General features: G+C 71.4%; 22 protein-coding genes. 13 read left to right on the forward strand and 9 right to left on the reverse strand.

Annotated elements, in window-relative coordinates; genetic code table 11:
• The first annotated feature begins 94 nt into the window (after positions 1 to 94).
• Genes VFV67_RS11015 through VFV67_RS11025 form a run of 3 tightly spaced genes read left to right on the forward strand, consistent with a single transcriptional unit; the run spans position 95 to position 6,112 of the window.
• Positions 95 to 5,053, forward strand: a complete 4,959-nt coding sequence (locus tag VFV67_RS11015; protein ID WP_414636229.1) for an NAD-glutamate dehydrogenase — start codon at positions 95 to 97, stop codon at positions 5,051 to 5,053.
• Positions 5,053 to 5,484 carry a thioesterase family protein gene (locus VFV67_RS11020; RefSeq protein WP_326469319.1) on the forward strand — a complete coding sequence of 144 codons (432 nt, stop codon included), beginning with the start codon at positions 5,053 to 5,055 and terminating at the stop codon, positions 5,482 to 5,484. The genes VFV67_RS11015 and VFV67_RS11020 overlap by 1 nt, the downstream gene beginning before the upstream one ends.
• Entirely contained in the window at positions 5,477 to 6,112 is a 636-nt protein-coding gene (locus VFV67_RS11025) for a hypothetical protein (protein ID WP_326469320.1), read from the forward strand. The genes VFV67_RS11020 and VFV67_RS11025 overlap by 8 nt, the downstream gene beginning before the upstream one ends.
• Position 6,113: 1 nt before the next feature.
• Here VFV67_RS11025 and VFV67_RS11030 read toward each other — a convergent pair whose 3' ends face one another.
• The 3 genes from VFV67_RS11030 to VFV67_RS11040 all read right to left on the reverse strand — a co-directional run bounded on the left by VFV67_RS11030 (position 6,114) and on the right by VFV67_RS11040 (position 9,130).
• Complete coding sequence (locus VFV67_RS11030; RefSeq protein WP_326469321.1) at positions 6,114 to 7,640, reverse strand: glycoside hydrolase family 13 protein; 1,527 nt, start codon at positions 7,638 to 7,640, stop codon at positions 6,114 to 6,116.
• On the reverse strand, positions 7,641 to 8,027 hold the full coding sequence (locus VFV67_RS11035) for a globin (RefSeq protein WP_326469322.1): 387 nt from the start codon (positions 8,025 to 8,027) through the stop codon (positions 7,641 to 7,643). It abuts the gene before it with no gap.
• Between the two features lie 128 nt (positions 8,028 to 8,155).
• A complete protein-coding gene (locus tag VFV67_RS11040) occupies positions 8,156 to 9,130 on the reverse strand; it encodes a mechanosensitive ion channel family protein (RefSeq protein WP_326469323.1) in 975 nt (324 codons plus the stop codon).
• A 139-nt stretch (positions 9,131 to 9,269) separates the two neighbouring features.
• On the opposite strand from VFV67_RS11040, the gene VFV67_RS11045 reads away from it, so the two are divergent.
• The 3 genes from VFV67_RS11045 (at position 9,270) to VFV67_RS11055 (ending at position 10,907) form a co-directional block, all read left to right on the forward strand.
• Entirely contained in the window at positions 9,270 to 9,923 is a 654-nt protein-coding gene (locus tag VFV67_RS11045; protein WP_326469324.1) for an HNH endonuclease, read from the forward strand.
• A 230-nt stretch (positions 9,924 to 10,153) separates the two neighbouring features.
• Entirely contained in the window at positions 10,154 to 10,399 is a 246-nt protein-coding gene (locus tag VFV67_RS11050) for a hypothetical protein (protein WP_326469326.1), read from the forward strand.
• An 88-nt stretch (positions 10,400 to 10,487) separates the two neighbouring features.
• Positions 10,488 to 10,907, forward strand: a complete 420-nt coding sequence (locus VFV67_RS11055) for a DUF5130 family protein (RefSeq protein ID WP_326469353.1) — start codon at positions 10,488 to 10,490, stop codon at positions 10,905 to 10,907.
• Between the two features lie 63 nt (positions 10,908 to 10,970).
• On the opposite strand, the gene pepN is transcribed toward VFV67_RS11055, so the two are convergent.
• Positions 10,971 to 13,532 (reverse strand): aminopeptidase N, encoded by a 2,562-nt coding sequence (gene pepN, locus VFV67_RS11060; protein ID WP_326469327.1) that lies wholly within the window; start codon positions 13,530 to 13,532, stop codon positions 10,971 to 10,973.
• Positions 13,533 to 13,640: 108 nt separating this feature from the next.
• Between pepN and VFV67_RS11065 the strand changes: the two genes are divergently transcribed.
• The gene (locus tag VFV67_RS11065; protein WP_326469329.1) at positions 13,641 to 14,255 is read left to right on the forward strand and encodes a DsbA family protein; all 615 of its coding nucleotides are present in this window, start codon (positions 13,641 to 13,643) and stop codon (positions 14,253 to 14,255) included.
• A 34-nt stretch (positions 14,256 to 14,289) separates the two neighbouring features.
• Positions 14,290 to 15,726 (forward strand): aldehyde dehydrogenase family protein, encoded by a 1,437-nt coding sequence (locus VFV67_RS11070; protein WP_326469331.1) that lies wholly within the window; start codon positions 14,290 to 14,292, stop codon positions 15,724 to 15,726.
• Here the strand turns inward: VFV67_RS11070 and VFV67_RS11075 are convergent.
• Entirely contained in the window at positions 15,707 to 16,423 is a 717-nt protein-coding gene (locus VFV67_RS11075; RefSeq protein ID WP_326469333.1) for an MBL fold metallo-hydrolase, read from the reverse strand. The genes VFV67_RS11070 and VFV67_RS11075 overlap by 20 nt on opposite strands.
• 17 nt (positions 16,424 to 16,440) lie before the next feature.
• On the opposite strand from VFV67_RS11075, the gene VFV67_RS11080 reads away from it, so the two are divergent.
• Both VFV67_RS11080 and VFV67_RS11085 read left to right on the forward strand, forming a co-directional pair.
• On the forward strand, positions 16,441 to 16,911 hold the full coding sequence (locus tag VFV67_RS11080) for a ribose-5-phosphate isomerase (RefSeq protein ID WP_326469335.1): 471 nt from the start codon (positions 16,441 to 16,443) through the stop codon (positions 16,909 to 16,911).
• A gap of 5 nt (positions 16,912 to 16,916) precedes the next feature.
• Positions 16,917 to 17,726: an Fpg/Nei family DNA glycosylase gene (locus VFV67_RS11085; RefSeq protein ID WP_326469337.1), complete on the forward strand. Its 810-nt coding sequence runs from the start codon at positions 16,917 to 16,919 to the stop codon at positions 17,724 to 17,726.
• A gap of 67 nt (positions 17,727 to 17,793) precedes the next feature.
• Here VFV67_RS11085 and VFV67_RS11090 read toward each other — a convergent pair whose 3' ends face one another.
• The gene (locus tag VFV67_RS11090; protein WP_326469338.1) at positions 17,794 to 18,594 is read right to left on the reverse strand and encodes a hypothetical protein; all 801 of its coding nucleotides are present in this window, start codon (positions 18,592 to 18,594) and stop codon (positions 17,794 to 17,796) included.
• A 228-nt stretch (positions 18,595 to 18,822) separates the two neighbouring features.
• Between VFV67_RS11090 and VFV67_RS11095 the strand changes: the two genes are divergently transcribed.
• Together VFV67_RS11095 and VFV67_RS11100 are read left to right on the forward strand one after the other, a co-directional pair.
• Complete coding sequence (locus tag VFV67_RS11095) at positions 18,823 to 20,976, forward strand: MMPL family transporter (RefSeq protein WP_326469340.1); 2,154 nt, start codon at positions 18,823 to 18,825, stop codon at positions 20,974 to 20,976.
• A gap of 99 nt (positions 20,977 to 21,075) precedes the next feature.
• A complete protein-coding gene (locus tag VFV67_RS11100) occupies positions 21,076 to 21,639 on the forward strand; it encodes a GNAT family N-acetyltransferase (RefSeq protein WP_326469343.1) in 564 nt (187 codons plus the stop codon).
• Here VFV67_RS11100 and VFV67_RS11105 read toward each other — a convergent pair.
• Together VFV67_RS11105 and VFV67_RS11110 are read right to left on the reverse strand one after the other, a co-directional pair.
• The gene (locus VFV67_RS11105; RefSeq protein WP_326469345.1) at positions 21,628 to 22,026 is read right to left on the reverse strand and encodes a thioesterase family protein; all 399 of its coding nucleotides are present in this window, start codon (positions 22,024 to 22,026) and stop codon (positions 21,628 to 21,630) included. The two genes, VFV67_RS11100 and VFV67_RS11105, sit on opposite strands and share 12 nt — an antisense overlap.
• A 74-nt stretch (positions 22,027 to 22,100) precedes the next feature.
• A complete protein-coding gene (locus VFV67_RS11110) occupies positions 22,101 to 22,574 on the reverse strand; it encodes a DUF1203 domain-containing protein (protein WP_326469346.1) in 474 nt (157 codons plus the stop codon).
• 239 nt (positions 22,575 to 22,813) lie between these two features.
• On the opposite strand from VFV67_RS11110, the gene VFV67_RS11115 reads away from it, so the two are divergent.
• Positions 22,814 to 23,101 carry a hypothetical protein gene (locus VFV67_RS11115; RefSeq protein WP_326469348.1) on the forward strand — a complete coding sequence of 96 codons (288 nt, stop codon included), beginning with the start codon at positions 22,814 to 22,816 and terminating at the stop codon, positions 23,099 to 23,101.
• A 16-nt stretch (positions 23,102 to 23,117) separates the two neighbouring features.
• Here VFV67_RS11115 and VFV67_RS11120 read toward each other — a convergent pair whose 3' ends face one another.
• A complete protein-coding gene (locus VFV67_RS11120; RefSeq protein ID WP_326469350.1) occupies positions 23,118 to 23,681 on the reverse strand; it encodes a hypothetical protein in 564 nt (187 codons plus the stop codon).
• Positions 23,682 to 23,771: the final 90 nt, after the last annotated feature.

The following is a 23,771-nucleotide window of genomic DNA, read 5'->3' on the forward strand; positions in this document are numbered from 1 at the left end:
ATCCGCCGTGCTGAGCGGTACCGAGGCCGGCATTAGGGTGTAGCTGCATGTGGCACGCAGGGGTGCCACCGAGCGTGCGTGGAGTCCACTCAATATGGCTTCGACTGGTGTCCGGTCCCGTTCCAGCAGAACCGCCATGATCGGCGGCACCGGCCAGGCGAGCCCCGAACAGATCCGCGACGAGCGGATCGAACAGGCCGCACAGCTTTCTCCCGAACTGGCCGAGCTGATCCGGCTCTACTACCGGTACCTGCCGCCGGAAGAGATCATCGACGACAACCCGGTCGACCTGGTCGGCGCGGTCCGCTCGCACCACGAGCTGGCCGTGGACCGGGTGCCCGGCGGCCCCGCGGTGCGCATCTTCAACCCGGACCGGGCCAGCGACGGGTGGAGCACGGCGGGCACCGTCGTGCAGATCGTGACCGACGACATGCCCTACCTCGTCGAGTCGGTGACCGCGGAACTGGCCCGCGCGGGCCTCCAGGTCCACCGGGTGGTGCACCCGATCGTGGTGGTGCGCCGGACGGTCGCCGGGCGACTGCTCGACATGCTGCCCACCGCCGACCCGGACGACCCGCCGGCCGACGCGCTCGCCGAGTCCTGGATGTCCATCGAGATCGACCTGATCAGCGGCGCCGAGCGCAACCGGGACACGGTGAACAGCCTGCACACGGTGCTCAACGCGGTCCGCGAGGTGGTCGAGGACACCGACCGGATGACCGGCACCGCCCGCGCCCTCGCCGACCAGCTCGAGGACGACCCGCCCCCGCTCAAGCAGCAGGACCAGATCGCCGACGGCACCGGACTGCTGCGCTGGCTGGCCGACGGGCACTTCACCTTCCTCGGCTACCGCAACTACGAGCTGGTGCCCGACGAGCAGGGCCAGCCGGCACTGAAGGCCGTGCTGGCCAGCGGCCTCGGCGTGCTGCGCCAGGACAGCCTGGCCGCCCGCAGGCTGACCGCCGGTCCGGACGCCACCGCCACCGCGCTCTCGCCGAACCTGCTGATCCTGACCGAGGCCAGCGAGCCCTCCGCGGTGCACCGCAACATCTACCCCTACTACGTCGGGGTGAAGACCTTCGACCAGGACGGCACCGTCACCGGCGAGCACCGGTTCCTCGGCGTGTTCAACACCAACGCGCTGCACGAGGACGTGCTGGACATCCCGGTGGTCGAGCGCCGGGTCCGCGAGGTGATCCACAAGGCCGGCTTCCCGATGGAGTCCTACTCGGGCCAGCGGATGCTCGAGGTGATCCAGAACTGGCCGCGCACCGAGCTGTTCTCCACCACCACCGAGGCGCTGTACCAGACCGCGACCGGGGTGATCGCGCTGGCCGACCGCCGCCGGCTGCGGCTGTTCCTGCGCCGCGACCTGTTCGGCCGGTTCTACTCCTGCCTGGTGTTCCTGCCAAGGGACCGCTACACCACCACCTCCCGGCTGGCCATGCAGCAGGTGCTGCTCGAGGAGTTGGCCGGCAACCACCTCGAGTACAGCGCCCGAATCGGGGAGACCCCGCTGGCCCAGGTGTTCTTCACCGTGCACACCGAGCCGGACCGGCAGTTCGAGCCGGACGTGGGACACATCCAGGAGCGGCTGGCCGAGGCGGTGCGCACCTGGGACGACCACATGGTCGACGCGGTGCTCGAGGAGCAGCGGCACGACCCGTCGGACGCGGTCACCGTCGGCGCCGAGTCGGCCACCGAGCAGGGCCACCGGTTCGCCGGCGTGTTCCCGGAGGCGTACAAGGAGGACTTCGACGCGGTCCACGGGCTGGCCGACCTGCGCCGGATCCAGGCACTGGCGCACGAGGGCGACATGGACACCTCGTTCTACGTGCCGAGCGAGGCCGAGCCGGGGGAGCGGCGGTTCAAGCTCTACCTGGCCGGACCGGGCGTGAGCCTGTCGCACGTGCTGCCGATGCTGCAGCAGATGGGCGTGGAGGTGGTCGACGAGCGACCCTACGAGCTGCGCCCGCAGGACGGCCCGCGCTGGTGGATCTACGACTTCGGGCTGCGGGTGGACCCGGCGGTGCTGGAGAACCGCTCGGAGGAGGACATCGAGTCGCTGCGCGCCCGGTTCCAGGACGCGTTCGAGGCGATCTGGCGCGGCGACGCCGAGTCCGACCGGTTCAACGCGCTGGTGCTGCGCGGCGGGCTGACCTGGCGCCAGGCGGTGGTACTGCGCGCCTACTCCCGGTACCTGCGCCAGGCCGGGACCACCTACAGCCAGGAGTACATCGAGGACACCGTGCTGGCGCACTTCGTCGTGGCGACCGCGCTGGTCCAGCTGTTCGAGGTGTGCTTCGATCCCGCCCTGCCCGAGCAGACCCGGCGCGAACAGGCCGCCGCCCAGATCCTCGAGACCACCCGGATGATCGACGAGGTGACCAGCCTGGACGCGGACCGGATCCTGCGCAGCCTGCTCACCCTGATCCGGGCCACGTTGCGGACCAACTACTTCGTCACGGATGAGCGTGGCGAACCGCGGCCGTACCTGGCGATCAAACTGGAGCCGCGGGCGGTGCCGGAACTGCCGGAGCCCCGGCCGCGGTTCGAGATCTTCGTCTGCTCGCCCCGGGTGGAGGGCGTGCACCTGCGGTTCGGTCCGGTGGCCCGGGGCGGGCTGCGCTGGTCGGACCGCCGGGAGGACTTCCGCACCGAGGTGCTCGGGCTGGTCAAGGCCCAGGCGGTGAAGAACGCGGTGATCGTGCCGGTGGGCGCGAAGGGCGGGTTCGTGGTCAAGCGGCCGCCTGCGCCGACCGGGGACGGCGCGGTGGACCGCGAGTCGTGGCTGGCCGAGGGCATCGCGTGCTACCGCATGTTCATCTCCGGCCTGCTGGACCTGACCGACAACCTGCGCGCCGGGACCGTGCTGCCGCCGCCGGACGTGGTCCGCTACGACGGCGACGACACCTACCTGGTGGTGGCCGCGGACAAGGGCACCGCGACGTTCTCCGACATCGCCAACGAGGTGGCCGGGAGCTACGGCTTCTGGCTGGGCGACGCGTTCGCCAGCGGCGGGTCGGTCGGCTACGACCACAAGGCGATGGGGATCACCGCCCGGGGTGGCTGGGAGAGCGTCAAGCGGCACTTCCGGGAGCTGGGGGTGGACACCCAGGCCGAGGAGTTCACCGCGGTCGGGATCGGGGACATGTCCGGCGATGTGTTCGGCAACGGGATGCTGCTCTCCGAGCACATCCGGCTGGTGGCCGCGTTCGACCACCGGCACGTCTTCGTCGACCCGAACCCGAACCCGGCGGCCGGTTTCGCCGAGCGACGCCGGCTGTTCGAGCTGCCGCGGTCCTCCTGGGACGACTACGACCGCGAGCTGATCAGCGAGGGCGGCGGGGTGTGGCCGCGCACCGCCAAGTCGATCCCGATCAGTCCGCAGGCCGCCGCCGCGCTGGACCTTCCGCCCGGGGTGGAGCGGCTGTCCCCGCCGGAGCTGATCAAGGCGGTGTTGCTGGCGCCGGTGGACCTGTTGTGGAACGGCGGGATCGGCACCTACGTGAAGGCGTCCACCGAGACCAACGCGGCGGTGGGGGACAAGGCGAACGACGCGGTCCGGGTGGACGGCCGGGATCTGCGGGTGAAGGTGGTCGGCGAGGGCGGAAACCTCGGCCTGACTCAGCGCGGCCGGATCGAGGTGGCCCGAACCGGCACCAAGATCAACACCGACGCGCTGGACAACTCCGCCGGGGTGGACTGCTCCGACCACGAGGTGAACATCAAGATCCTGCTCGACCAACTGGTGACCGCCGGCCGGCTGCAGCCGGAGCAGCGCACCGAGCTGCTCGCCGAGATGACCGACGAGGTGGCCGGCCTGGTGCTCACCGACAACTACCGGCAGAACGAGGTGCTCGGCATCAGCCGGGCGCACGCCGCCGCCATGGTGTCGGTGCACGCCCGGCTGGTGCAGAAGCTCGAGCAGACCACCGGGCTGGACCGCGAGCTGGAGGCGTTGCCGTCCGCGCAGGAGTTCCACGAGATGGAGAAGTCCGGCGGCGGGCTGACCTCGCCGGAGCTGGCCACCCTGCTGGCGCACGTGAAGCTCGCGCTCAAGGAGGAGGTGCTGGCCAGCCGGCTGCCCGAGGCCGACGCGTTCGCCCGGCGGCTGCCGGAGTACTTCCCGAGCCAGCTGCGCGAACGGTTCGCCGACGCCATCGCGGCGCACCCGCTCAACCGCCAGATCGCCACCACGTTGCTGGTCAACGAGGTGGTGGACGGCGCAGGGGTGTCCTACGCGTTCCGGCTGGCCGAGGAGATCAACGCCAGCGCCACCGACTCGGTGCGCGCGTTCGCCGTGGCGACGAGCGTCTTCGGGTTGCCCCAGCTGTGGCGGGAGATCGAGGCGCTGGACAACCTGATCCCGACCGACACCCAGGACGCGATGGCGCTGGAGATCCGCCGGCTGCTGGACCGGGCGGCCCGGTGGCTGCTGTCCAACCGGCCGCAGCCGCTCGCGGTCGGCGCGGAGATCAGCCGGTTCCGGTCGGTGGTCCAGGATCTCGCGCCGCGGATGCTCGCCCTGCTGCGCGGCCGGCAGCGGGCGGCGGCGGTGGCCGATGCCGAGCGGCTGATCGCCGACGGCGTTCCGGCCGGGCTGGCCAACCGGGTGGCCACGCTGCTGGACGCCTACGGGCTGCTGGACGTGACCGAGGTGGCGGAACTGGCCGAGCAGCACGCCGCGGTGGAGGTGGAGCGCAGTCCGCAGGAGACGGCCGAGCTCTACTACACGCTGTCCGATCATCTCAATCTGGACGAGATGCAGACCTCGGTCAACGATCTGGAGCGGGGCAACCGGTGGCACGCGCTTGCCCGGCTCGCGGTGCGCGACGACCTGTACTCGTCGCTGCGCGAGATCACGCTGGATGTGTTGCGGCAGAGCGATCCCGGCACCCCGCCGGACGACAAGATCGACGCCTGGGAGCGGGCGAACGCCTCCCGGCTTGGCCGGGCCCGGTCGTCGCTTACCGAGATCAACGAGTCCGGCCGGGTCGACCTGGCGACTCTGTCGGTCGCCGCGCGGCAGATCCGCAGTATGGTCCGCTAGTGGGTGTTTTCGTCGCCGAGGTTCGGCCGCGCTGGTCGGACATGGACGCCTTCGGGCACGTCAACCACGCGAACACGGTGACGTTGCTCGAGGAGGCGCGGATCGATCTGCTGTTCGTGGAGGCGACCAGGCACGGGGCCGGCGGCATGGCCGGCGGGGTGGTCGTCGCGCGGCTGGTGGTCGACTACCACGCGCCGCTGCTCGCCACCGGGACCACGGTGCGGGTGGAGATGTCGGTCCGGGAGATGCGGCACGCGTCGTTCACCCTGGACTACATCGTCCACAGTGGACTGTCCGGTTCGGACCCGGTGGTGGCCACCGCGGAGACCATGCTGGTGCCCTACGACATGAAGACCGGCCGGCCACGCCGGCTCTCCGAAGCCGAGCGGGATTTCCTGGCGGCATGGCGCAGCGGGAGCAACGGTGCCTGAGCTGGTTGTCGCCGACCGGTCGGAGCGCGACGATCTCGGCGCGTTCGTGGCCCGCGCGGTCCGGCTGGACGGGCAGACCGTGGTGCGGCTGCGCACCAGGGACGGCGGGTTGATCGACTCCTGGGTGGCCACCCCGTTCGACGTGCTGGCCACCCGGACCGTGCGCGGGGCGGTGCGACCCACCGACGTGACGGTGTCCGGCAACGAGCTGCTGGCCGCGCTCGCCGTGGTGCGCGGGGACCGGGTCGACCCGGGCGCGGCCCGCGATCTGCAGTGGCGCTCGGCGCTGCCGCCCGACGCGCACTGGCGCAATGTCGACCAGCTGCCCGCCCGGGTGGTGTCCGAGCTGGCCGACCGCGGCCTGATGCTGGCCAGGGAGAACGCCGGTCCACATGGGACGCCGCCGGCCGCGCTGCTGGACCAGACCGTGCTCACCGTGTCCGGCGACGGGATGGAGATCAAGGTGCCGCTGCGTTGCCTGTTCGCCATGTCCGGCATGGGTTTCCTGGGCACCAACGACGCCGACGAGTCGGTCCGGGTGACCGCGACGGACGCCTGGCTGCGCATCGACGCCCGGTTCGGCGCGGTGGTGCGCCGCCGACACGCCCTGCTTCCGCTGCTGGTCTGAGTCAGACCAGCCAGGCGGCGGTGTCCGGGGGAAGCATCCGGTCGGCCAGCGGACCGCTGGCCAGCAGCAGCTCGCCGGGCGGCAGCGGCACCGGGGCCGAGGTGGTGTTCAGCGCGCAGCTCAGCCCGCCGCCCCTGCGGCGGTAGGCGAAGCAGCCGGCCGGTGCGCCGAACCAGTCCAGCGTGCTGCCGGCGAACGCCGGATGCCGGCGGCGTAGCTCGATCGCGTGCCGGTACAGCGACAGCGTCGAATCCGGATCCTCCAGCTGCTGCTCGACGGTCAACACCATCCATTCCGGCGGCATCGGCAGCCAGGTCCGGGTGCCGTCGGTGAAGCCGAACGGCGGTTCGGTGCCCTCCCACGGCAGCGGCACCCGGCACCCGTCCCTGGCCGGCAGCCGGTGCCCGGACCGCTTCCACCGCGGGTCCCGCAGCGCCGCCTCCGGCAGGTCCACGTCGGGCAGTCCGAGCTCCTCGCCGTTGTACAGGTGGACCACGCCGGGCAGGCCGAGCTCGACCAGCGCCATGGCCCGGGCCCGCCGGGTGCCGGCCGCGCCGCCGCCGTACCGGCTGACCTGGCGCACCACGTCGTGGTTGGCCAGCGTCCAGGTCGGCTGCGCACCGGTGCCGGCCACCGCGGACAACGACTCCTCGATCGCCCGGCGCACCGCGTCGGCGTCGAACTCGGCCGCCACCAGCTGGACGTTGTCCGCCAGGTGCAGCTCGTCCGGCCGCAGGTACCGCTCGTCCCCGGCCACCTGGATCTGGCCGAGCGCCAAGCTGCCCGGGTACTCGTCGAGCACCTTGCGGATCATGCGGTGGATCTCGTGCACGCCGTCGTGGTCCCGGCCCGGGTCCGGCTCGCCCGCCAACTCGGCCAGGCCGTTGGCGACATCGACGCGGAACCCGGACACGCCGCGATCCAGCCAGAACCGCAGGGTGCGGATCAGGTCACCGGGCACGTCCGGATGCGCCCAGTTCAGGTCCGGCTGCTCCGGGGCGAACAGGTGCAGGTACCACTGGCCGTCCTGGGTGCGGGTCCAGGCCGGGCCGCCGAACGCGCTCACCCAGTTGTTCGGCGGCACCGAGCCGTCCCCGCCGCCGTCCCGGAACAGGTAGCGCTCCCGGGCCGCACTGCCCCGTCCGGACAGCAGCGCCGACTGGAACCACGGGTGCGCCGCGCTGGTGTGGTTGGGCACCAGGTCGATGGTGACTCGGATGCCGTGCGCGGTCGCCTCGGTGACCAGCCGGTCGAACGCGTCCAGGTCACCGAAGAGCCGGTCGACGTCGCGCGGGTTGGCCACGTCGTAGCCGTGGTCGGCCATGGGGGAGGGGTAGAACGGGGTCAGCCCCAGCGCGTCCACGCCGAGCAGCTCGAGGTAGCCCAACCGGGACCGGACGCCCTCCAGGTCACCGACGCCGTCGCCGTCCGAGTCCGCGAACGAGCGGATGTAGACCTGGTAGCAGAGCGCGTCGTGCCACCAGGACCGGTAGACCCGCTGCTCGGCGTGCTCGGGGGGGTGGCGCACTTAGACCCAGCTGTTCAGCAGGCTGTTCGCGGCCATCTCCAGGTACTCCCACAGCTGGCGGCGGTGCGCCTCGGACAGCCCCGCCTCGTCCACCGCGACCCGCATGCAGCGCAGCCAGGCGTCCCGCTGCAGCGGCCCGACCACGAACGGCGCGTGCCGCATCCGCAGCCGGGGATGCCCGCGCTGCTCGGAGTAGGTGTGCGGGCCGCCCCAGTACTGCATCAGGAACAGGCGCAGCTTCTCCTCGGCCGGCCCGAGGTCCTCGTCCGGGTACAGCGGCCGGAGTATCTCGTCCGTGGCGACCTCGCGGTAGAACCGGCCGACGATCCGCCGGAAGGTCTCCTCACCACCGACGGCCTCGTAGAAGCTCTGCTGTTCCGTGCTCACTGTTCTCCTGGTTCGCTCCCGCCCGGCCGCTGCTGGCGCCGGCTTCCTTCGTGCGCTGCTCGCCGCTCGTTCCTCGCGGCTGCGCTGCTCCTCGGTCCAGCCGGCACCGCGACCGAGCCTATCTTCGCTCAGCCCGCTGCCGGGGGGATCAAGCGGCCGAGCGGAGGCTCGACGCCGGCCTCCTCGAACGCCGCCATGATCTTGGCCCGGAGCGCCCGCTGGACGGCCCACTGCCGGCCGGGCCGCACCTTGATCGTCATCCGGATCGTCACGGCCTCGTTGGTGATCTTCTCGACGCCGAGCACCTCGGGCGGTTCGAGCACGTCCGCGGCGAGTGGTTCGGCCGTGGTGACCTCGGCGCCCACCCTGGCCAGGATCTCGACCACCTGCGCGACGTCGGTGCCGTGCGCGACCGGCAGATCCAGCACGGCGACCGCGAAGCCCTGGCTGGAGTTGCCGACCCGGAGGATCTCGCCGTTGCGCACGTACCAGACGGTGCCGTTGACGTCGCGCAGCGTCGTGACCCGCAGGCCGACCGACTCCACCACGCCGCTCGCCGGGCCGACGTCCACCACGTCGCCGACCCCGTACTGGTCCTCGACCACCATGAACATCCCGGAGAGGAAGTCCCGGACCAGGTTCTGCGCCCCGAAGCCGAGCGCGATGCCGACGATCCCGGCCGAGGCCACGATCGGTGCCAGGTTCAGCCCGAGCTCGCCGAGGATCAGGATGAAGGCCAGTCCGAACACGACGAACGACACGATCGACTTGAGCACCGAGCCGATCGTCCTGGCCCGCTGCGCGCGCCGCTCGGAGACCAGCGCGCCGAGCGCCTGCGGGGCGCGCTCCCGCAGCGGGCGCAGCAGCGCCGGGGTCTTCTTGCCGGTGTCCCTGGTCATCCGGTCGATCAGCCGGTTCGCCAGGAAGCGGACCAGCAGCGCGATCACGATGATCATCAGGATCCGCAGCGGCCGGGCCACCAGCCACTCCGCCGAGGCCGCCAGCCACTCGTTGTTGGTCAGCTTGTAGACCTGCTGGCACCAGCTGCCGTCGACCCGGGTGCAGTCGGGGGGTTGGTCGGAGAACGGGAGCGTCGTGGTCATCGTCGCCGACCCTAGCGAGTGCCGGTCCGGGGGGTTCACCGGATCTTTGATGAGGTGAAGCAGGACACGTTATCGAAGGCACGTGCGCTACGGGTGTGGTTTATGGTCGAATTTGGCTGCACCGGTGGAGGTGGTGGGCGTGCCCGACCGACATCTCAGCCCGATCGGCGCCCCTCGTGGGCTAGCGCCGCGGACCTCGCCGTGTCTGGAGCCGGATCCTCCGCAGGCGCATACCCCCGAGTCAGCTCCAACTGAGACGCCGATCGGGCTGCCGTCCTGGGGCCGCCGCCGGGTCCTGCTGCTCAACGCCACCTTCGAGCCGCTCACCGCGCTGCCGATGCGCCGGGCGGTGGTCCTGGTGGTGTGCGGCAAGGCCGAGGTGGTGCACGGCGACCCGACCGGGGTGATGGTGCACTCGGCCAAGTCCAGCCTGGTGCTGCCGGTGGTGATCCGGCTGAGCAACTACGTGCGGGTGCCGCACCGGGCCAAGGTGCCGCTGACCCGGGCCGGGCTGATGCACCGGGACCGCTACCGGTGCGGGTACTGCGGGGCGCGCGCGGAGACCGTCGACCATGTGGTGCCGCGCAGCCGCGGCGGGCTGCACACCTGGCAGAACTGCGTGGCGTCCTGCGCGAAGTGCAACCACCGTAAGGCCGACAAGCTGCTCTCCGAGCTCGGCTGGCGGTTGCGCGTGGTACCGACCGCGCCGCGCGGGCCGCACTGGCGGCTGCTGGCCGGCGTGGTCGAGACTGATCCGCTCTGGTTGCCCTATCTGGGTGAACCGGCGGCCTGACCTACGTGACTCGAGTGCCACGCGTGACGCGAGTACCCCGGGTGACCCGGGTTCCGTCCTGAGGAACTGATCGCCGCTCGTCCATGCCAGTGAGGGTAGTCACCTGATTGGCCGAAAGCATCGTGCACATGGAGTGAAAGTGTGAACGATGGGAGTAACCCGTTCGTCGCCGTACGGTACCGGGCCGGTCAACGGGCCGGGAGAGATCGGCATCCGATACCGTTTCGGCCGTGAGTGTCGTCGAGACCGTACTCGTCTTCGTGGCGATCCCGACCGCCATCTACGTGGCGGTCGCGCTGCTGACCCTGCCCGACCGGCAGTCCCGGGCGCCGAGGTACCGGCCCGGCCAGCCCTGGGACTACCCGCCGGTGTGGTGGACCGCCAATCCGGCCGGTCTGCACGGTGGCCCGGGCGCCCCGGCCACCGGCGCGGCGCGGCGCGGCACGGCCAAGGGAGGTGCCCGTGGCAGCTGGTAACCCCGGCACGACCGAGGCCGCCGTCGAGCGCGTCGACACCGCGGAGGCCAACGTCGTCGAGGATCCCGAGCACGGCTACGCCGCCGCGGTGACCGCGAGCGGGCGGATCTCGGTGGCTCGGGCGCGCCGCGACACCGTCCCCGAACTGCCGTTCAACACGGTTCAACTGTCCCGGTTGGACGAGGCGCTCACGCTGTCCTCCCGGGCCACCGGCCTGTACTTCAGCGTGTACCTGGGCGACCTGGGCCAGGACACCCGGGCCGGCGCCGAGGCGCTGCACGCCAGCCACGAGGAGAACGCGGCGGACTCGGTGCTGCTCGCCGTCTCACCCGGCCAGCGTCGGGTCGAGATCGTCACCGGCGCCGAGGCGTCCCGCCGGCTCCCGGACCGCGCCTGCAACCTCGCGGTGATGAGCATGGTCGCCTCGTTCAAGGAAGGCGACCTGGTCGGCGGCCTGGTCAGCGCCCTGCGCATGCTCAGCGACCAAGCTGGTCGGTCACCCCACTAACCAGTAACCCCGCTCGCCCGGAGGGCCGGCCGGCCCTCCGGGCGAGCGGGGTCTCAGCACCCCTCAAACGCCGTCGAACTCGCGGGCGGCGAGGGCGCGCACGATGCCGGCTCGGCCCTCGGAGACCAGGCGGCGCAGGGCCGGCGGGTGAGACTCCTCGGCCAGCCACTCGTCGGACGCGGCCACCGTCTCCCGGGCCACCGACCACGCCGGGAACAGCCCGAGCACGGTCGGCTGGGCGCGCTCGCTCGACCGGCGCTCCCACACCCCGGCCACGTCCGCGAAGTACCGCGCCATGAACGGGGCCAGCAGCTCCTTCTGGCTCGGGTGCGAGAACCCGGAGATGATCGACTCGTTGATCGCGTTGGGCAGGTCGTCGTCGTGCACCGCCCGCCGCCACGCCTCCGCCTTGGACTCCGCGTTCGGCCGCAGCGCCCGGGCCCGCTCGGCCTGGCGCTGCCCGGTGGCCGTGGAGTCCCGCTCGAACAGCCGCTCGATCTCGTCGTCGGTGGCGGCGCCGTGCGCGACCAGCGCCTGCACCAGCCGCCAGCGCAGGTCGGTGTCCACCACGAGGCCGGGCAGCGGATCGGTGTCGTTGAGCCAGCCGCGCAGCACCGTCAGCTTGTCCGGCTCCAGCGCCGAGGAGGCCAGCGCGTTGACGAACGCCAGCTGGTGGTCCGAGCCGGGCTCGTCGGCCCGGGCCAGCTCCAGGATCCGGTCGGTGAACATCTTCCAGCCGCGCGGCGCCCAGGCCGGGTCGGCGTAGGAGCCGATCGCGGTCTGCGCCTGCATCAGCAGCCGCTGCACCACGCCGACCTCGGTCTCGGCCGGCAGCCCGTGGCAGACCAGCGTGACGAAGTCCCGGGCCTTGAGCTCGGCCTCCCTGGTCATCTCCCAGGCCGCCGACCAGCACAGGGTGCGCGGCAACGGCTCGACGATGTCGCCGATCCGGTCGATCAGCGTGGTCAGCGAGTCCGGGTCCAGCCGCATCGTGCAGTAGCTCAGGTCGTCGTCGTTGACCAGCAGCAGCTTTCCGCGCGGCACCCCGACCAGCTCCGGCACCTCGGTGCGCTCGCCGTCGACGTCGACCTCGCGCCGGTGCGTGCGAACCAGCTTGCCGTCTTCGTCGTCGTAGATCCCGATCGCCACCCGGTGGGTGCGCAGTTCCCCGCCACCCGGCTTCGCGCCGCCCTGGGCGATGGCGAACTCGGTGAACCGGCCCTCGGCGTCCACCCCGAAAACCGGGCGCAGCGGGTTGAGCCCGGTGGTCTCCAGCCACTGCGCGCTCCACCAGGACAGGTCCCGCCCGGACGCCTCCTCGAGCGCGGCAAGCAGATCGGCGAGGGTGGCGTTGCCCCACGCGTGCTTGCGGAAGTAGACCCGCAGCCCGGACAGGAAGTTCTCGGTGCCGACGTAGGCGACCAGCTGCTTGAGCACGCTGGCGCCCTTGGCGTAGGTGATCCCGTCGAAGTTGACCTCGACCGCCTGCAGGTCCGGGATGTCCGCGGCGATCGGGTGCGTCGAGGGCAGCTGGTCCTGCCGGTAGGCCCAGGACTTCTCGATGTTGGCGAAGCTGGTCCAGGCGTGCGCGTACTCGGTGGCTTCGGCCTGGGCGAGCACGCTGGCGAACGTGGCGAACGACTCGTTCAGCCACAGGTCGTCCCACCAGCGCATGGTGACCAGGTCGCCGAACCACATGTGCGCCATCTCGTGCAGCACGGTCTCGCACCGGCGCTCATAGGCGTACCGGGTGACCCGGCTGCGGAACACGTAGTCCTCGAGGAAGGTCACGCAGCCGGCGTTCTCCATGGCGCCGGCGTTGAACTCCGGCACGAAGCACTGGTCGTACTTGCCGAACGGGTAGGGCACACCGAAGTTGCGGTGGAAGTACGCGAAGCCCTGCTTGGTCTCGGTGAACAGCCGCTCATGGTCCATGTGCTCGGCAAGCGACGCCCGGCAGTAGAGCCCGAGCGGGATCGTGACGTCGTTGTCCCGGTACTCGTCGCGCCACTCCGCGTACGGTCCGGCCACCAGTGCCACCAGGTAGGTCGACATCGGCTTGGTGGTCTCGAACACGTGCCGGACTCCGCCATCGGCGGTGTCCACTGTGGACTCGATGGCCGAGTTGGAGATCACCAGCCAACCCTTGGGCGCCAGCACGGTGAGCTGGTATGTGGCCTTGAGGTCGGGCTGGTCGAAACAGGCGAACATCCGCTTGGCGTCGGCGGTCTCGAACTGGGTGTAGAGGTAGACGCTCTTGTCCACCGGGTCGACGAACCGGTGCAGCCCCTCGCCGGTGTTCATGTACCGGCAGTCCGCCTCGATCCGCAGCTCGTTGCGCTCGGCGAGGGCGGCCAGCGGGATGCCGGCCTCTTCCTGGTAGCCGGACATGTCCAGCGGCGCGCCGTTGAGCTCCGCCGACCGCACCGAGTCGGCGATCAGGTCGATCCAGCTGGCGGCGCCGGCCACGCGGCTGCGGAACCGGACGGTGGTGTTCGAGCGGAAGGTCCCTTCCCCGGGTTGACCGATGCCGTCGGTGAGGTCGAGCTCGATGGCATAGGAGTCCACCTCGAGCAACGCGGCGCGCTGCTGGGCTTCGTCACGGGTCAGGTTGGGGGCTGCCACTGATCACCTCGGTAGGGTCTGGTACTGACAATCGCATCCAATCACGTTCGAGTCGGAAGGTCTCCGCTGACAGGGAAGAACACCCGCCCGAGTCGGGTTGATCTGGTCATGACAACAGCTGGCAAGACCAAAGTCGACTTCTATTTCGATCCGGCATGTCCGTTCGCCTGGATCACCTCCCGGTGGATCGTCGAGGTCGACAAGCACCGGGACATCGATCTGCGGTTCCGGGTGATGAGCCTCTCGGTGCTCAACGAGGGGCGTGACCTACCCGAGGAGTACCAGCAGGCGATGGAGCGTGCCTGGGGTCCGGTTCGAGTGTGCATCGCCGCCGCCGAGAAGAACGGCGAGGAGGTGCTGCGCGACCTGTACACGGCGATGGGTACGCGCATCCACAACCGCAAGTACGAGGACCCGGACCTGGTCATCAGGGAGTCGCTTGCCGAGGTCGGGCTGCCGGCTGAGCTGGCCGAGGCGGCGCACAGCACCGAGTACGACGACGCGCTGCGCCGCAGCCACCACGAGGGCATGGACCCGGTCGGCATGGACGTCGGGACGCCCACCATCCACGTCGACGGGGTGGCGTTCTTCGGCCCGGTGCTGACCTCGATCCCGCGCGGGGAGGACGCGCTTCGGCTGTTCGACGGAACCGTTGCGGTGGCGAGCTTCCCGAACTTCTTCGAGATTAAGCGCACAAGGACCGGTGAGCTGAACTTCGACTAGGGTCCAATAACAGAACCGCATTCTAGGAGGACCAATGGCTGCTCCCGTCACCGTTCGCACCGGCCACGTCATCGGTGGCCGGGTGATCGACGAGGCCACCGACCGCATCGACGTCGTCAACCCGGCGACCGAGGAGGTCATCGGCTCGGTGCCGGCGGGTACGGCGGCCGACGTGGACGCCGCGGTCACCGCCGCGGTCGCCGCGTTCGGCACCTGGTCGGTCACGCCGCCGGCGGAGCGGGCGGCCGTGGTGCGGCGGATCTCGGAGGGCCTGGCCGCTCGCCGGGGCGAGGTCGCCGCCACGATCACGGCCGAGATGGGGTCACCGATCGCGTTCTCCACCCGGGTTCAGGCCAGCCTGCCGGTCGCCACCTCCGGCGGGCTGGCCGGCCTGCTGCTGGACGGCGGTTACTCGTTCAGCGAGGAGATCGGCAACTCGCTGGTGCTGCGCGAGCCGGTCGGGGTGGTCGGCTGCATCACGCCGTGGAACTACCCGCTGCACCAGATCGTGAACAAGGTCGTGCCGGCGATCGCGGCCGGGTGCACGGTGGTGCTCAAGCCGAGCGAGGTGGCTCCGCTCAACGCCAACCTGCTGATGGAGGTGCTGGCCGCGGCCGGCGTCCCGACCGGCGTGGTGAACCTGGTGCACGGCCTCGGCCCGGTGGTCGGCGAGGCCATCGCCGCGCACCCGGGCGTTGACATGGTGTCGTTCACCGGGTCGACCCGGGCCGGCCGCCGGGTGTCCGCGGTCGCCGCCGAGACCGTCAAGCGGGTGGCCCTCGAGCTGGGCGGCAAGTCGGCCAACGTGGTGCTGGACGACGCCGACCTGACCAAGGCGGTCAAGGTGGGCGTGGCCAACGCGTTCATCAACGGCGGGCAGACCTGCACCGCGTGGACCCGGATGCTGGTCCCGGCGAACCGGCACGACGAGGTGGCCGAGCTGGCGGCGGCCGCGGCGGCCAAGTACACCGTCGGCGACCCGACCGAGGAGAGCACCCGGATCGGGCCGATGTCCTCGGCCGCCCAGCAGGAGCGGGTCATGGGTTACCTGCGCACCGGCGTCGAGGAGGGGGCGGACGTGGCGTTCGGCGGGCCGGACGCGGCCGGCGCGCTGCCCGGGCGCGGCGCCTACGTGCCGCCGACCGTGTTCGCCGGGGTGCGGCCGGACATGACCATCGCCCAGGAGGAGATCTTCGGACCGGCGCTGTCGATCCTGCCCTACGCCGACGAGGAGGAGGCCGTGGCGATCGCCAACTCGACGATCTACGGCCTGGCCGGCGCGGTGTTCGCGGCGGACACCGACCGCGCGGTGGCCTTCGCCCGGCGGATGCGCACCGGGCAGGTGGACGTCAACGGCGGCGCGTTCAACCCGATGGCCCCGTTCGGCGGCTACAAGCAGTCCGGCAACGGCCGCGAGCTGGGCCGGTTCGGCCTGGAGGAGTTCACCGAGCTCAAGTCGATCCAGCGCTGAGGTACTCGGCGGCCAACTCGTCCCGCTGACCGCGTACGAACGCCGGGTCCACCGGGTCGCCGTGGCCGGGCACGATCACCCGGGGGGCCAGCGCCAGCAGCACGTCCAGGGCGGCCGGCCATTCCCGCGGGTAGGCGTCCGGACCGACCGCAGGCGGCGCGCCCTGCTCGACCAGGTCGCCGGCGAACAGCACGCCGGCGTCCGGCACGTGCGCGACCACGTCGCCGCCGGTGTGCCCGCGGCCGGGGTGCAGCAGGGTCACCGTGCGCCCGCCCAGATCCAGCTCGACCGCGCCCGGCACCAGCTCGCTCGGCACCACCACGCGCGCCGTGCGCACCCGCCCGGCCAGGTCCGGCCGGCCGGCGTCGAGGAAGTGCCGCACGCCCTCGTCGCGATGCTGTTCGGCGTTGCCGGCGATCTCGTCCCGGCAGACCGGGTGCGCCAAGACCGGACCGGCGCCGAGCCCGGCGGTGCCGAGGAAGTGGTCCCAGTGCGCGTGCGTGACCAGCAGGGTCAACGGCAGCGGGGTCACCGCGCGGACCGCCGCGAGCCATTCGGCGCCGTGCGCCTCGTCGGTGCCGCTGTCCACGACCAGACCCCGCTCCGCGCCGACGACCAGGCCCAGCGTCTGGTCCAGCTCGGCGTGCCGGCGGGCGAACACCCGGTCGGCCACCTCGATCATCGCCTCGGCGGTCACCCGGATACTCTGCCAGCGTGCGGGTGTACCTGGGTGCCGACCATGCCGGCTTCGAGCTGAAGAACCACCTGGCCGGGCACCTGGCGCGCACCGGCCACGACGTGGTCGACGTCGGCCCGGCCCACTACGACCCGGCCGACGACTACCCGGTCTACTGCGTCGCCACCGCGCTGCGGGTGGTGGCCGATCCGGGCAGCCTCGGCGTGGTGATCGGCGGTTCCGGCAACGGCGAGCAGATCGCCGCCAACAAGGTCGCCGGCTGCCGGGCGGCGCTGGCCTGGAGTGTGCAGACCGCGCAGCTGGCCCGGGAGCACAACGACGCCCAGGTCATCGGGCTCGGCGCGCGGATGCACTCGGTCGAGGAGGCCACCGCGATCGTCGAGGCGTTCCTGGCCACGGAGTTCTCCGGGGACGACCGGCACCAGCGCCGGATCACCATGCTCGCCGAGTACGAGCGCACCGGAACCCCGCCCGCGCTGCGCGGCTGAGCGCCGTGCCGGAGGGACACACGCTGCACCGGCTGGCCCGGGCGCACCAGCGGCGCTACGGCGGCCGGCCGGTGCGGATCTCCAGTCCACAGGGGAGGTTCGCGGCCGCGGCGGCACTGCTGGACGGCCGGGTGCTGCGCCGGGCCGAGGCGCACGGCAAGCACCTGTTCCACGACTACGGCCCGGACGCCAAGGTGCACGTGCATCTGGGGCTGTACGGCCAGTTCCAGGAACACGAGCTGCCGGTCGCCCCGCCGGTCGGCGAGGTGCGGATGCGGATGGTCGGCGAGACACACTGGGCCGACCTGCGCGGTCCGGCCGCCTGCGAGCTGCTCACCGACATCGAGGTGGTCGCTCTGCGCGCCCGCCTCGGCCCCGACCCGCTGCGCCGCGACGCCGACCCGGACCGCGCCTGGGCCCGCATCTCCGCCTCCCGCAGGCCGGTCGCCGCCCTACTCATGGAACAGAACGTGGTCGCCGGGATCGGCAACGTCTACCGGGCCGAACTCCTGTTCCGCCACCGGATCCCGCCGCTGCTCCCCGGCCGCTCGCTCGACCGTCCACTGTGGACGGACATGTGGACCGACCTGGTTTCGTTGATGCGCCGCGGCGTCCGCACCGGCCGCATCGACACGGTCCGCGACGCCCACCTGCCCGGCGCGACCGGCCGCCCACCCCGCCGGGACCGCCACGGCGGCGAGGTCTACGTCTACCGCCGCGCCGGCCAACCCTGCCATGTCTGCGGCACCGAGGTCGCCACCCGACTCCTCGTCGCCCGCAAGCTCTACTGGTGCCCCAGCTGCCAGGCCGGGTAGGAACGCGTCGGCACGTTCACCCCTCGGCGGCAGCACAGCGGCACGCCGTGCCGCCGCCGGGAACCCGTCAGAACCCGCCGAAGTCGCCGCCACCGAAATCGCCGCCGCCACCCCAGTCGCCGCCGCCACCACCCCAGTCGCCGCCGCTGTCGCCACCGAAGTCTCCGCCGCCGTCGCCACCGTCACCGCCGTCGCCGCCGGACTCCAGCGCCTCCTGCTGACCGGCGTCGTAGCCGGCCTCCCACGCGTGCGCGTCCGGGATGCCGTACATGCCGGAGAACATCGCGCTGAACAACACCATCGAGCCCAGGCCCCAGGCGCCGGCCACCAGCGCGGGCTTCCACCACGGCTCGCTGTACCAGCCCTGCGGCACCGGCCGGCCGGCCACCCGGCCGCCGGGGTAGTAGTGCGGGGTGCGCTCGCCGGGCTCCGGAGACGCCTCGTAGTCGTGCCCCTCCACGCTGACCCGCCGCTCCTCGGTGACCTTCCCGGCACGCCGCGCCTCGGGGTCCTCGGGCAGTTCTGGACCGGGGTCCAGGCCCATCGCGGTGCGCGCCGCGCGCACGTAGTACAGGCCCTCGAGCGCGGTCTTGGTGGTCAGCCTGGCCTGCTCGATGGTGCGGGCCTGCTCCATCTGCGAGCCGGCCGCGGTGTAGCGCTCCGAGGCGTCGGCGATCGCCTGCTTGGCCGCGTCGTTCGTGCCGACCAGGTTCATCACCTGGCCGCCGAGCCGCTCGACCCAGCGCCGCGCCTCCGCCTTGGCGTCGTCCAGCTGCTGCGCGCGCATGGTGGACCGGTTGCGGCTGTAGAACAGGCCGATGGCGAGCACACCGAGGATCAGCGCGAACACGACGATCGTCCCGGTCATAGGACCCTCCTGGGAACACCGGACAACATATCCGGACAACGGTGACGTTACCGCCGCGGTTCCCCGACCGCCGGGCACCGCAACGTGACCGCCCCGACACGGTCCGCGCCCGAACACTGAGAGACCGCTGAGATGCGGGCCAGATCACGGAAACCCGGGGTCCCGTCTGGACGGTTTCGGCCGATAACCTTTCGTACGGCGGGGTTGATCTGTGAGGGGAACAAGGTCGTGAACGCGTTGATGAGCGGTGTCGGCACGCTCGCGAAGGTGCCGTCCGGCCGCATCGGCAAGTGGGTGGTCCTGGGGTTGTGGATCGTCGCGCTCGCCGTGCTCGCGCCGATGGCCGGCAGCCTGTCCAGCGTCCAGGACAACCAGATGGCGTCCTGGCTGCCCAGCGACGCCGAGTCCACCAAGGCGATGGAGATCACCGAGCGGTTCTACTCCAGCAACGAGCTTCCGGCGATCATCGTCTACGAGAAGACCTCCGGCCTGACCCAGGCCGACCTCGCCACCATCGCCGGTCACGTCCAGCGCTTCGCCGAGGTGGACCGGGTGGACCGGGACGTGCTCGGGCCGCTCCCGTCGCAGGAGTCCCCGGCACCGCAGGCCGCCCAGGTTTTCGTGCCGATCAACGCCGGCGAGGACGGCTGGCAGAAGCTGCCCGACCTGGTGGCGGAGCTCCGGACGATCGCGGACGTCGGCGACAGCGGGATGTCGGTGCACGTCGCCGGTCCGGCCGGCAACGGCGCGGACACCGCCAAGGCGTTCGAAGGCATCGACGGCACCCTGCTCTACGCCGCGCTGATCGTGGTGATCGTGATGCTGCTGATCACCTATCGCAGCCCGGTGCTCTGGCTGCTGCCGGTGATCTCGGCCGGCGCCGCGCTGTTCGCCGCCCAGGGCGTGATCTACCTGCTGGCCAAGTACGCCGGCCTGACCGTCAACGGGCAGAGTGCCGGCATCCTCACCGTGCTCGTGTTCGGCGCCGGCACCGACTACGCGTTGCTGCTGGTGGCCCGGTACCGGGAGGAGCTGCGCCGGCATCAGGACCGGCACGAGGCGATGGCGTTCGCGCTGCACCGCGCCGGCCCGGCCATCTGGGCCAGTGCGGCCACGGTCATCCTCGGCATGATCTGCCTGATCTTCGCCGCGCTGAACTCGACCGCCGGGCTCGGCCCGGTCGCCGCGATCGGGGTCGGGGTCGGGGTGCTGGCCATGGTCACGTTGCTGCCGGCCCTGCTGGTGATCTGCGGCCGGTGGTTGTTCTGGCCGGTCCGGCCGGCCTTCGGCACCGTCGATCACACCGAGACCGGCGTCTGGGCGAAGATCGGGGCCGGCATCGCCCGCCGGCCGCGCGTGGTCTGGTTGGTCACCGCGCTGGTGCTCGGCGCGTTCGCCCTGAACACCTTGACGCTCAAGTCGGACGGGATCAGCACGGCCGGCTCGTTCACCGGCGACGTACCCGACTCGGTGGTCGGCAGCCAGGTGCTTGCCCGGCACTTCCCGGCCGGCACGGAGCAGCCGATCCAGGTGGTTGCCAAGGCGGACAAGGCCACCGAGGTGCGCGCGGCGCTCAGCGCGGTGTCCGGGATCGCGCCGGGCTCGGTCGCCGAGCCGCAGATCAAGGACGGCTGGGCCCTGGTGCAGGGCACGATGACCGCTGCGCCGGACGGCCCGGAGGGCGCGGCGACGGTGGACCGGGTCCGGGAGGCCGTGCACCGGGTGCCGGACGCCGAAGCCATGGCCGGCGGCATGGCCGCGATCCTGCACGACACGAACGAGGCGAACACCCGGGACCGCAACCTGATCATCCCGATCGTGCTCCTCGTCGTGTTCCTGATCCTGGCCGGGCTGTTGCGGGCCCTGGTCGCCCCGCTGGTCCTGATGGCCACCGTGGTGCTGTCGTTCTTCGCCGCGCTGGGCATCAGCGCGTTCTTCTTCAACCAGGTCTTCGGGTTCGAGGGCGCGGACGCGTCGTTCCCGCTGTTCGTCTTCGTGTTCCTGGTGTCGCTGGGCATCGACTACAACATCTTCCTGATGACCCGGGTGCACGAGGAAGCCAAGCAGTGGGGCACCCGGCGGGGTGCGCTGATCGGGTTGTCCGCCACCGGTGGCGTGATCACCTCGGCCGGTCTGGTGCTCGCCGGAACGTTCGCGGTGCTGGCCACCCTGCCGCTGGTCGCGTTCGCGGAGATCGGGTTCGCCGTCGCGGTGGGCGTGATCATCGATACGATCATCGTCCGCGGCGTTCTGGTGACCGCGCTGACGCTGGACATCGGGCGCTGGATGTGGTGGCCGCATCGGCTTTCCGGCAAGCGTGACGTGGAGCCGGAAGAGATCACCGCGGACGGGTCGTCGGCCGTGCTCTCCACCGAGAAATAAGTACGGCACGCCAACAAATTCGACGATCGCGGAAAAGCTTGGACCTTCCGCAGCGTGAACGTATGGTGTACGCATGGCGGCCAACCGAGGGCGGCGTCGATGAGGGTCGAGGCACCAGTTCTGCTCCGCGAGGCGACCGTGTCGGACGCGGGCGCGATCGGCGACGTGCACGCCGACGCCTGGCACGTGGCCTATCGCGATCTGTTCGAGCCGAACTGGCTGCGCAAGCTCGTCGCGAAACGTCGTGTGCAGTGGGCAAGTCGTTTCGGGGCGCCAAACTTCGAGCGGACGACGCTTCTGGTGGCGGTGCGCGACGATCGCGTGTGTGCGTTCGCCTACTTCGGACCGCACGGTCTGGCCGCGGATCCGCCGGCCGTTTTCCCGCTCGGGCGGGTGCGCTACGGCGACGGTGAGATCTACGGTTTCTATGCCCACCCGTCGGTCTGGGGCAGCGGGGTCGCCCCCTCGCTCATGGACAGCGCGTGGGAGCGGCTGGGGGAGTCCGGCCATCGCACCGTACGACTGTGGACGCTGGCGGGCGCCAACCGCGCCCGCCGCTTCTACACCCGGTTCGGCTTCCGGGAAAGCGGCGCCACCCGTGAGCGCGACTTCGGCGACGGCCGCCCGGTGCTCGAGGTGGAGTACCTGCGGTCAACCCGATAGCGCCGTGCGGTAGTCCTCCGGCATCGGCTTCTTGGTCAGCGTCTTCGGGTCCACGAACACGTGCCGGATCTCCCCGTCGGCGATCAGCCGCTCGCCCACCCGGAACACCGGCCGAATGATCATGCTGGTGGTGCCCAGGTGGTGCACCGGCATCGCGATGTCCAATTCGTCGTCGAACCGGGCGCCGGCCACGAACCGCAGCCGCGCCTCGGCCACCACCAGGTCGTAGCCGCGGTCGATCATCCCCTGGTACGGCCCGATCCGGTCCCGCCACAGCTCGGTGACGGCGACGTCGTAGAAGAACAGGTAGTTGCCGTTGAAGACCACGCCCTGCTGGTCGCACTCGCTGTACCGGACCCGCATCCGGTGCACGAACACGGTCAGCACCGGTCCGATGTGGACCGACCGGTGCCGATCGTCGTCCGCCGCGGCTTCATGCGCCCGATCATAACGGGCCGGCGTTACCGGACCGCCCGCGCCTCGAACGTGAAGCAGGCCGCCGTGGCACTGCGAACGTGCGCGTAGGCGACCTCGGGCTGATCCAGCACCCGCCGCACGGCCGCCGCGTGGTCGTCCTCCGGTTCCAGGACCGCGATGTGCTGATACGCCCGGGCGCCCGTGTGGTCGAACGGCTGCACCGTGCTTCGGCTCCGCCGGAACGCCTCCGGGTAGTCACCCGGTGTCGGGTATCCGGTGCACCGTCCGAAATGGACGAACACCGGACCGGTCTCCGCCCAGGCGCCCGCCTCCGGACGCGGTGTGTACCCGATCAACACGATCTCGGATCCCGGCTCGGCGATCCGCAGGCAGCAGCGCAACGGCTCCCACCCCTCGCAAACCCGCGGCGTCCACGGGTTCCCGTGCTCGTCCGCGCCCCGCTGCCGCATCCGGTCAAGCCGCTCCGGCTCGATCGCGACGTACTCGATGTCGGTCATACCTCGACCCTGCCGGACCGGCCGCCCTGGATCTGGCGGAAATCCGCCACGTCGGTCGGTTCCAATCCGCGGGCGCGGCCATGCCGAACTCCCACTGACCGGCAGACGCCGACGAGGTCGGGGGTGGCCCAGTGATACCGGAAGAACTGACGACCCAGTGGGAAGTCGCCTATCGCAGATACGCAACCGCCGCACGCCTGGCGACCACCACCCCGGACGGCCCCGACACCGCGCGTGCCATGGCCACCACGTCCCAGGCGGTCGCCGATGCCTGGCGCACCATCGCCACCGTCGCCACCCTTCCGTGGTGGACGGTCGCCGCCCTCTCCGCCGCCGCGGAAGCCTACGAATCCCAAGCCCGCGACTGGTCCCTGCGCACCCCCCGCCCGGCCCCCACCCCGTATCCCCGCGCCCAACCCCAACCCGCCCCCGACGACGACCCCCCCGCCCCGCTCGTTCCGCAACCCACCAACGGCGTCGCCCACCGCGCGGCACAGGACGACCCGGTCTTCTGGCCCAACACCTGACCCGGCCCGTGCCGGCTCAGTCGTCGTCCTCGGGCAGCGGCTCCGCGTCCAGGCCGAGGTCGACCCGCATCTCGGCGCGCATCCGGCGGTAGCCGGTCTTCCCGCTGCGCCAGAGCTCCTCGACGAGGGCCATGTCCGGCGGCACGTTGGCCAGCGTCATCGCCAGCCGGGACCGGGGCAGCATCGCGTTGCGCAGCAACTCGTTGAACCGCTGCGGAGCATGCAGGTTGACCGGACCCAGCGACTGCCGCATCTCCTCCCGGGCCCGCCGGAGTTCAGCGATCTGCTCGTCGGCCAGCTCGTCCCCGCGGCGCAGTGCCGTCAACGCCGGATACACCAACCAGTCGAAGCCCTCGATCGCGGCGATGACCTGCGTGTACGCCTCCCGGCGCCCGTCGTACTCCCGGTTCTCGATCTCCCGGGCCCGGTCGCGGCTCCACCGGGTCTCCTCGCGCTCCTGCTCCCGCCGCCACCGGCGGTCGTCCCGCCACGCGGAAATGAGCTGCGCCCCGAGCACTCCGACGAATCCCACCAACGCCACGACGACCGGCACCCACAACGGCACCTGGGTAGAACTCACCGGCGCAACCTAGCGCTTCGGCGCGGCGTCGGCGTCGAAGGCCGGCCGGTGCCGGGGAGAGCCCGGCACCGGCCGCCCTGTGGTCAGCGC

Source organism: Actinophytocola sp. (genome assembly GCF_035762905.1).
Taxonomy (GTDB): domain Bacteria; phylum Actinomycetota; class Actinomycetes; order Mycobacteriales; family Pseudonocardiaceae; genus DASYTH01.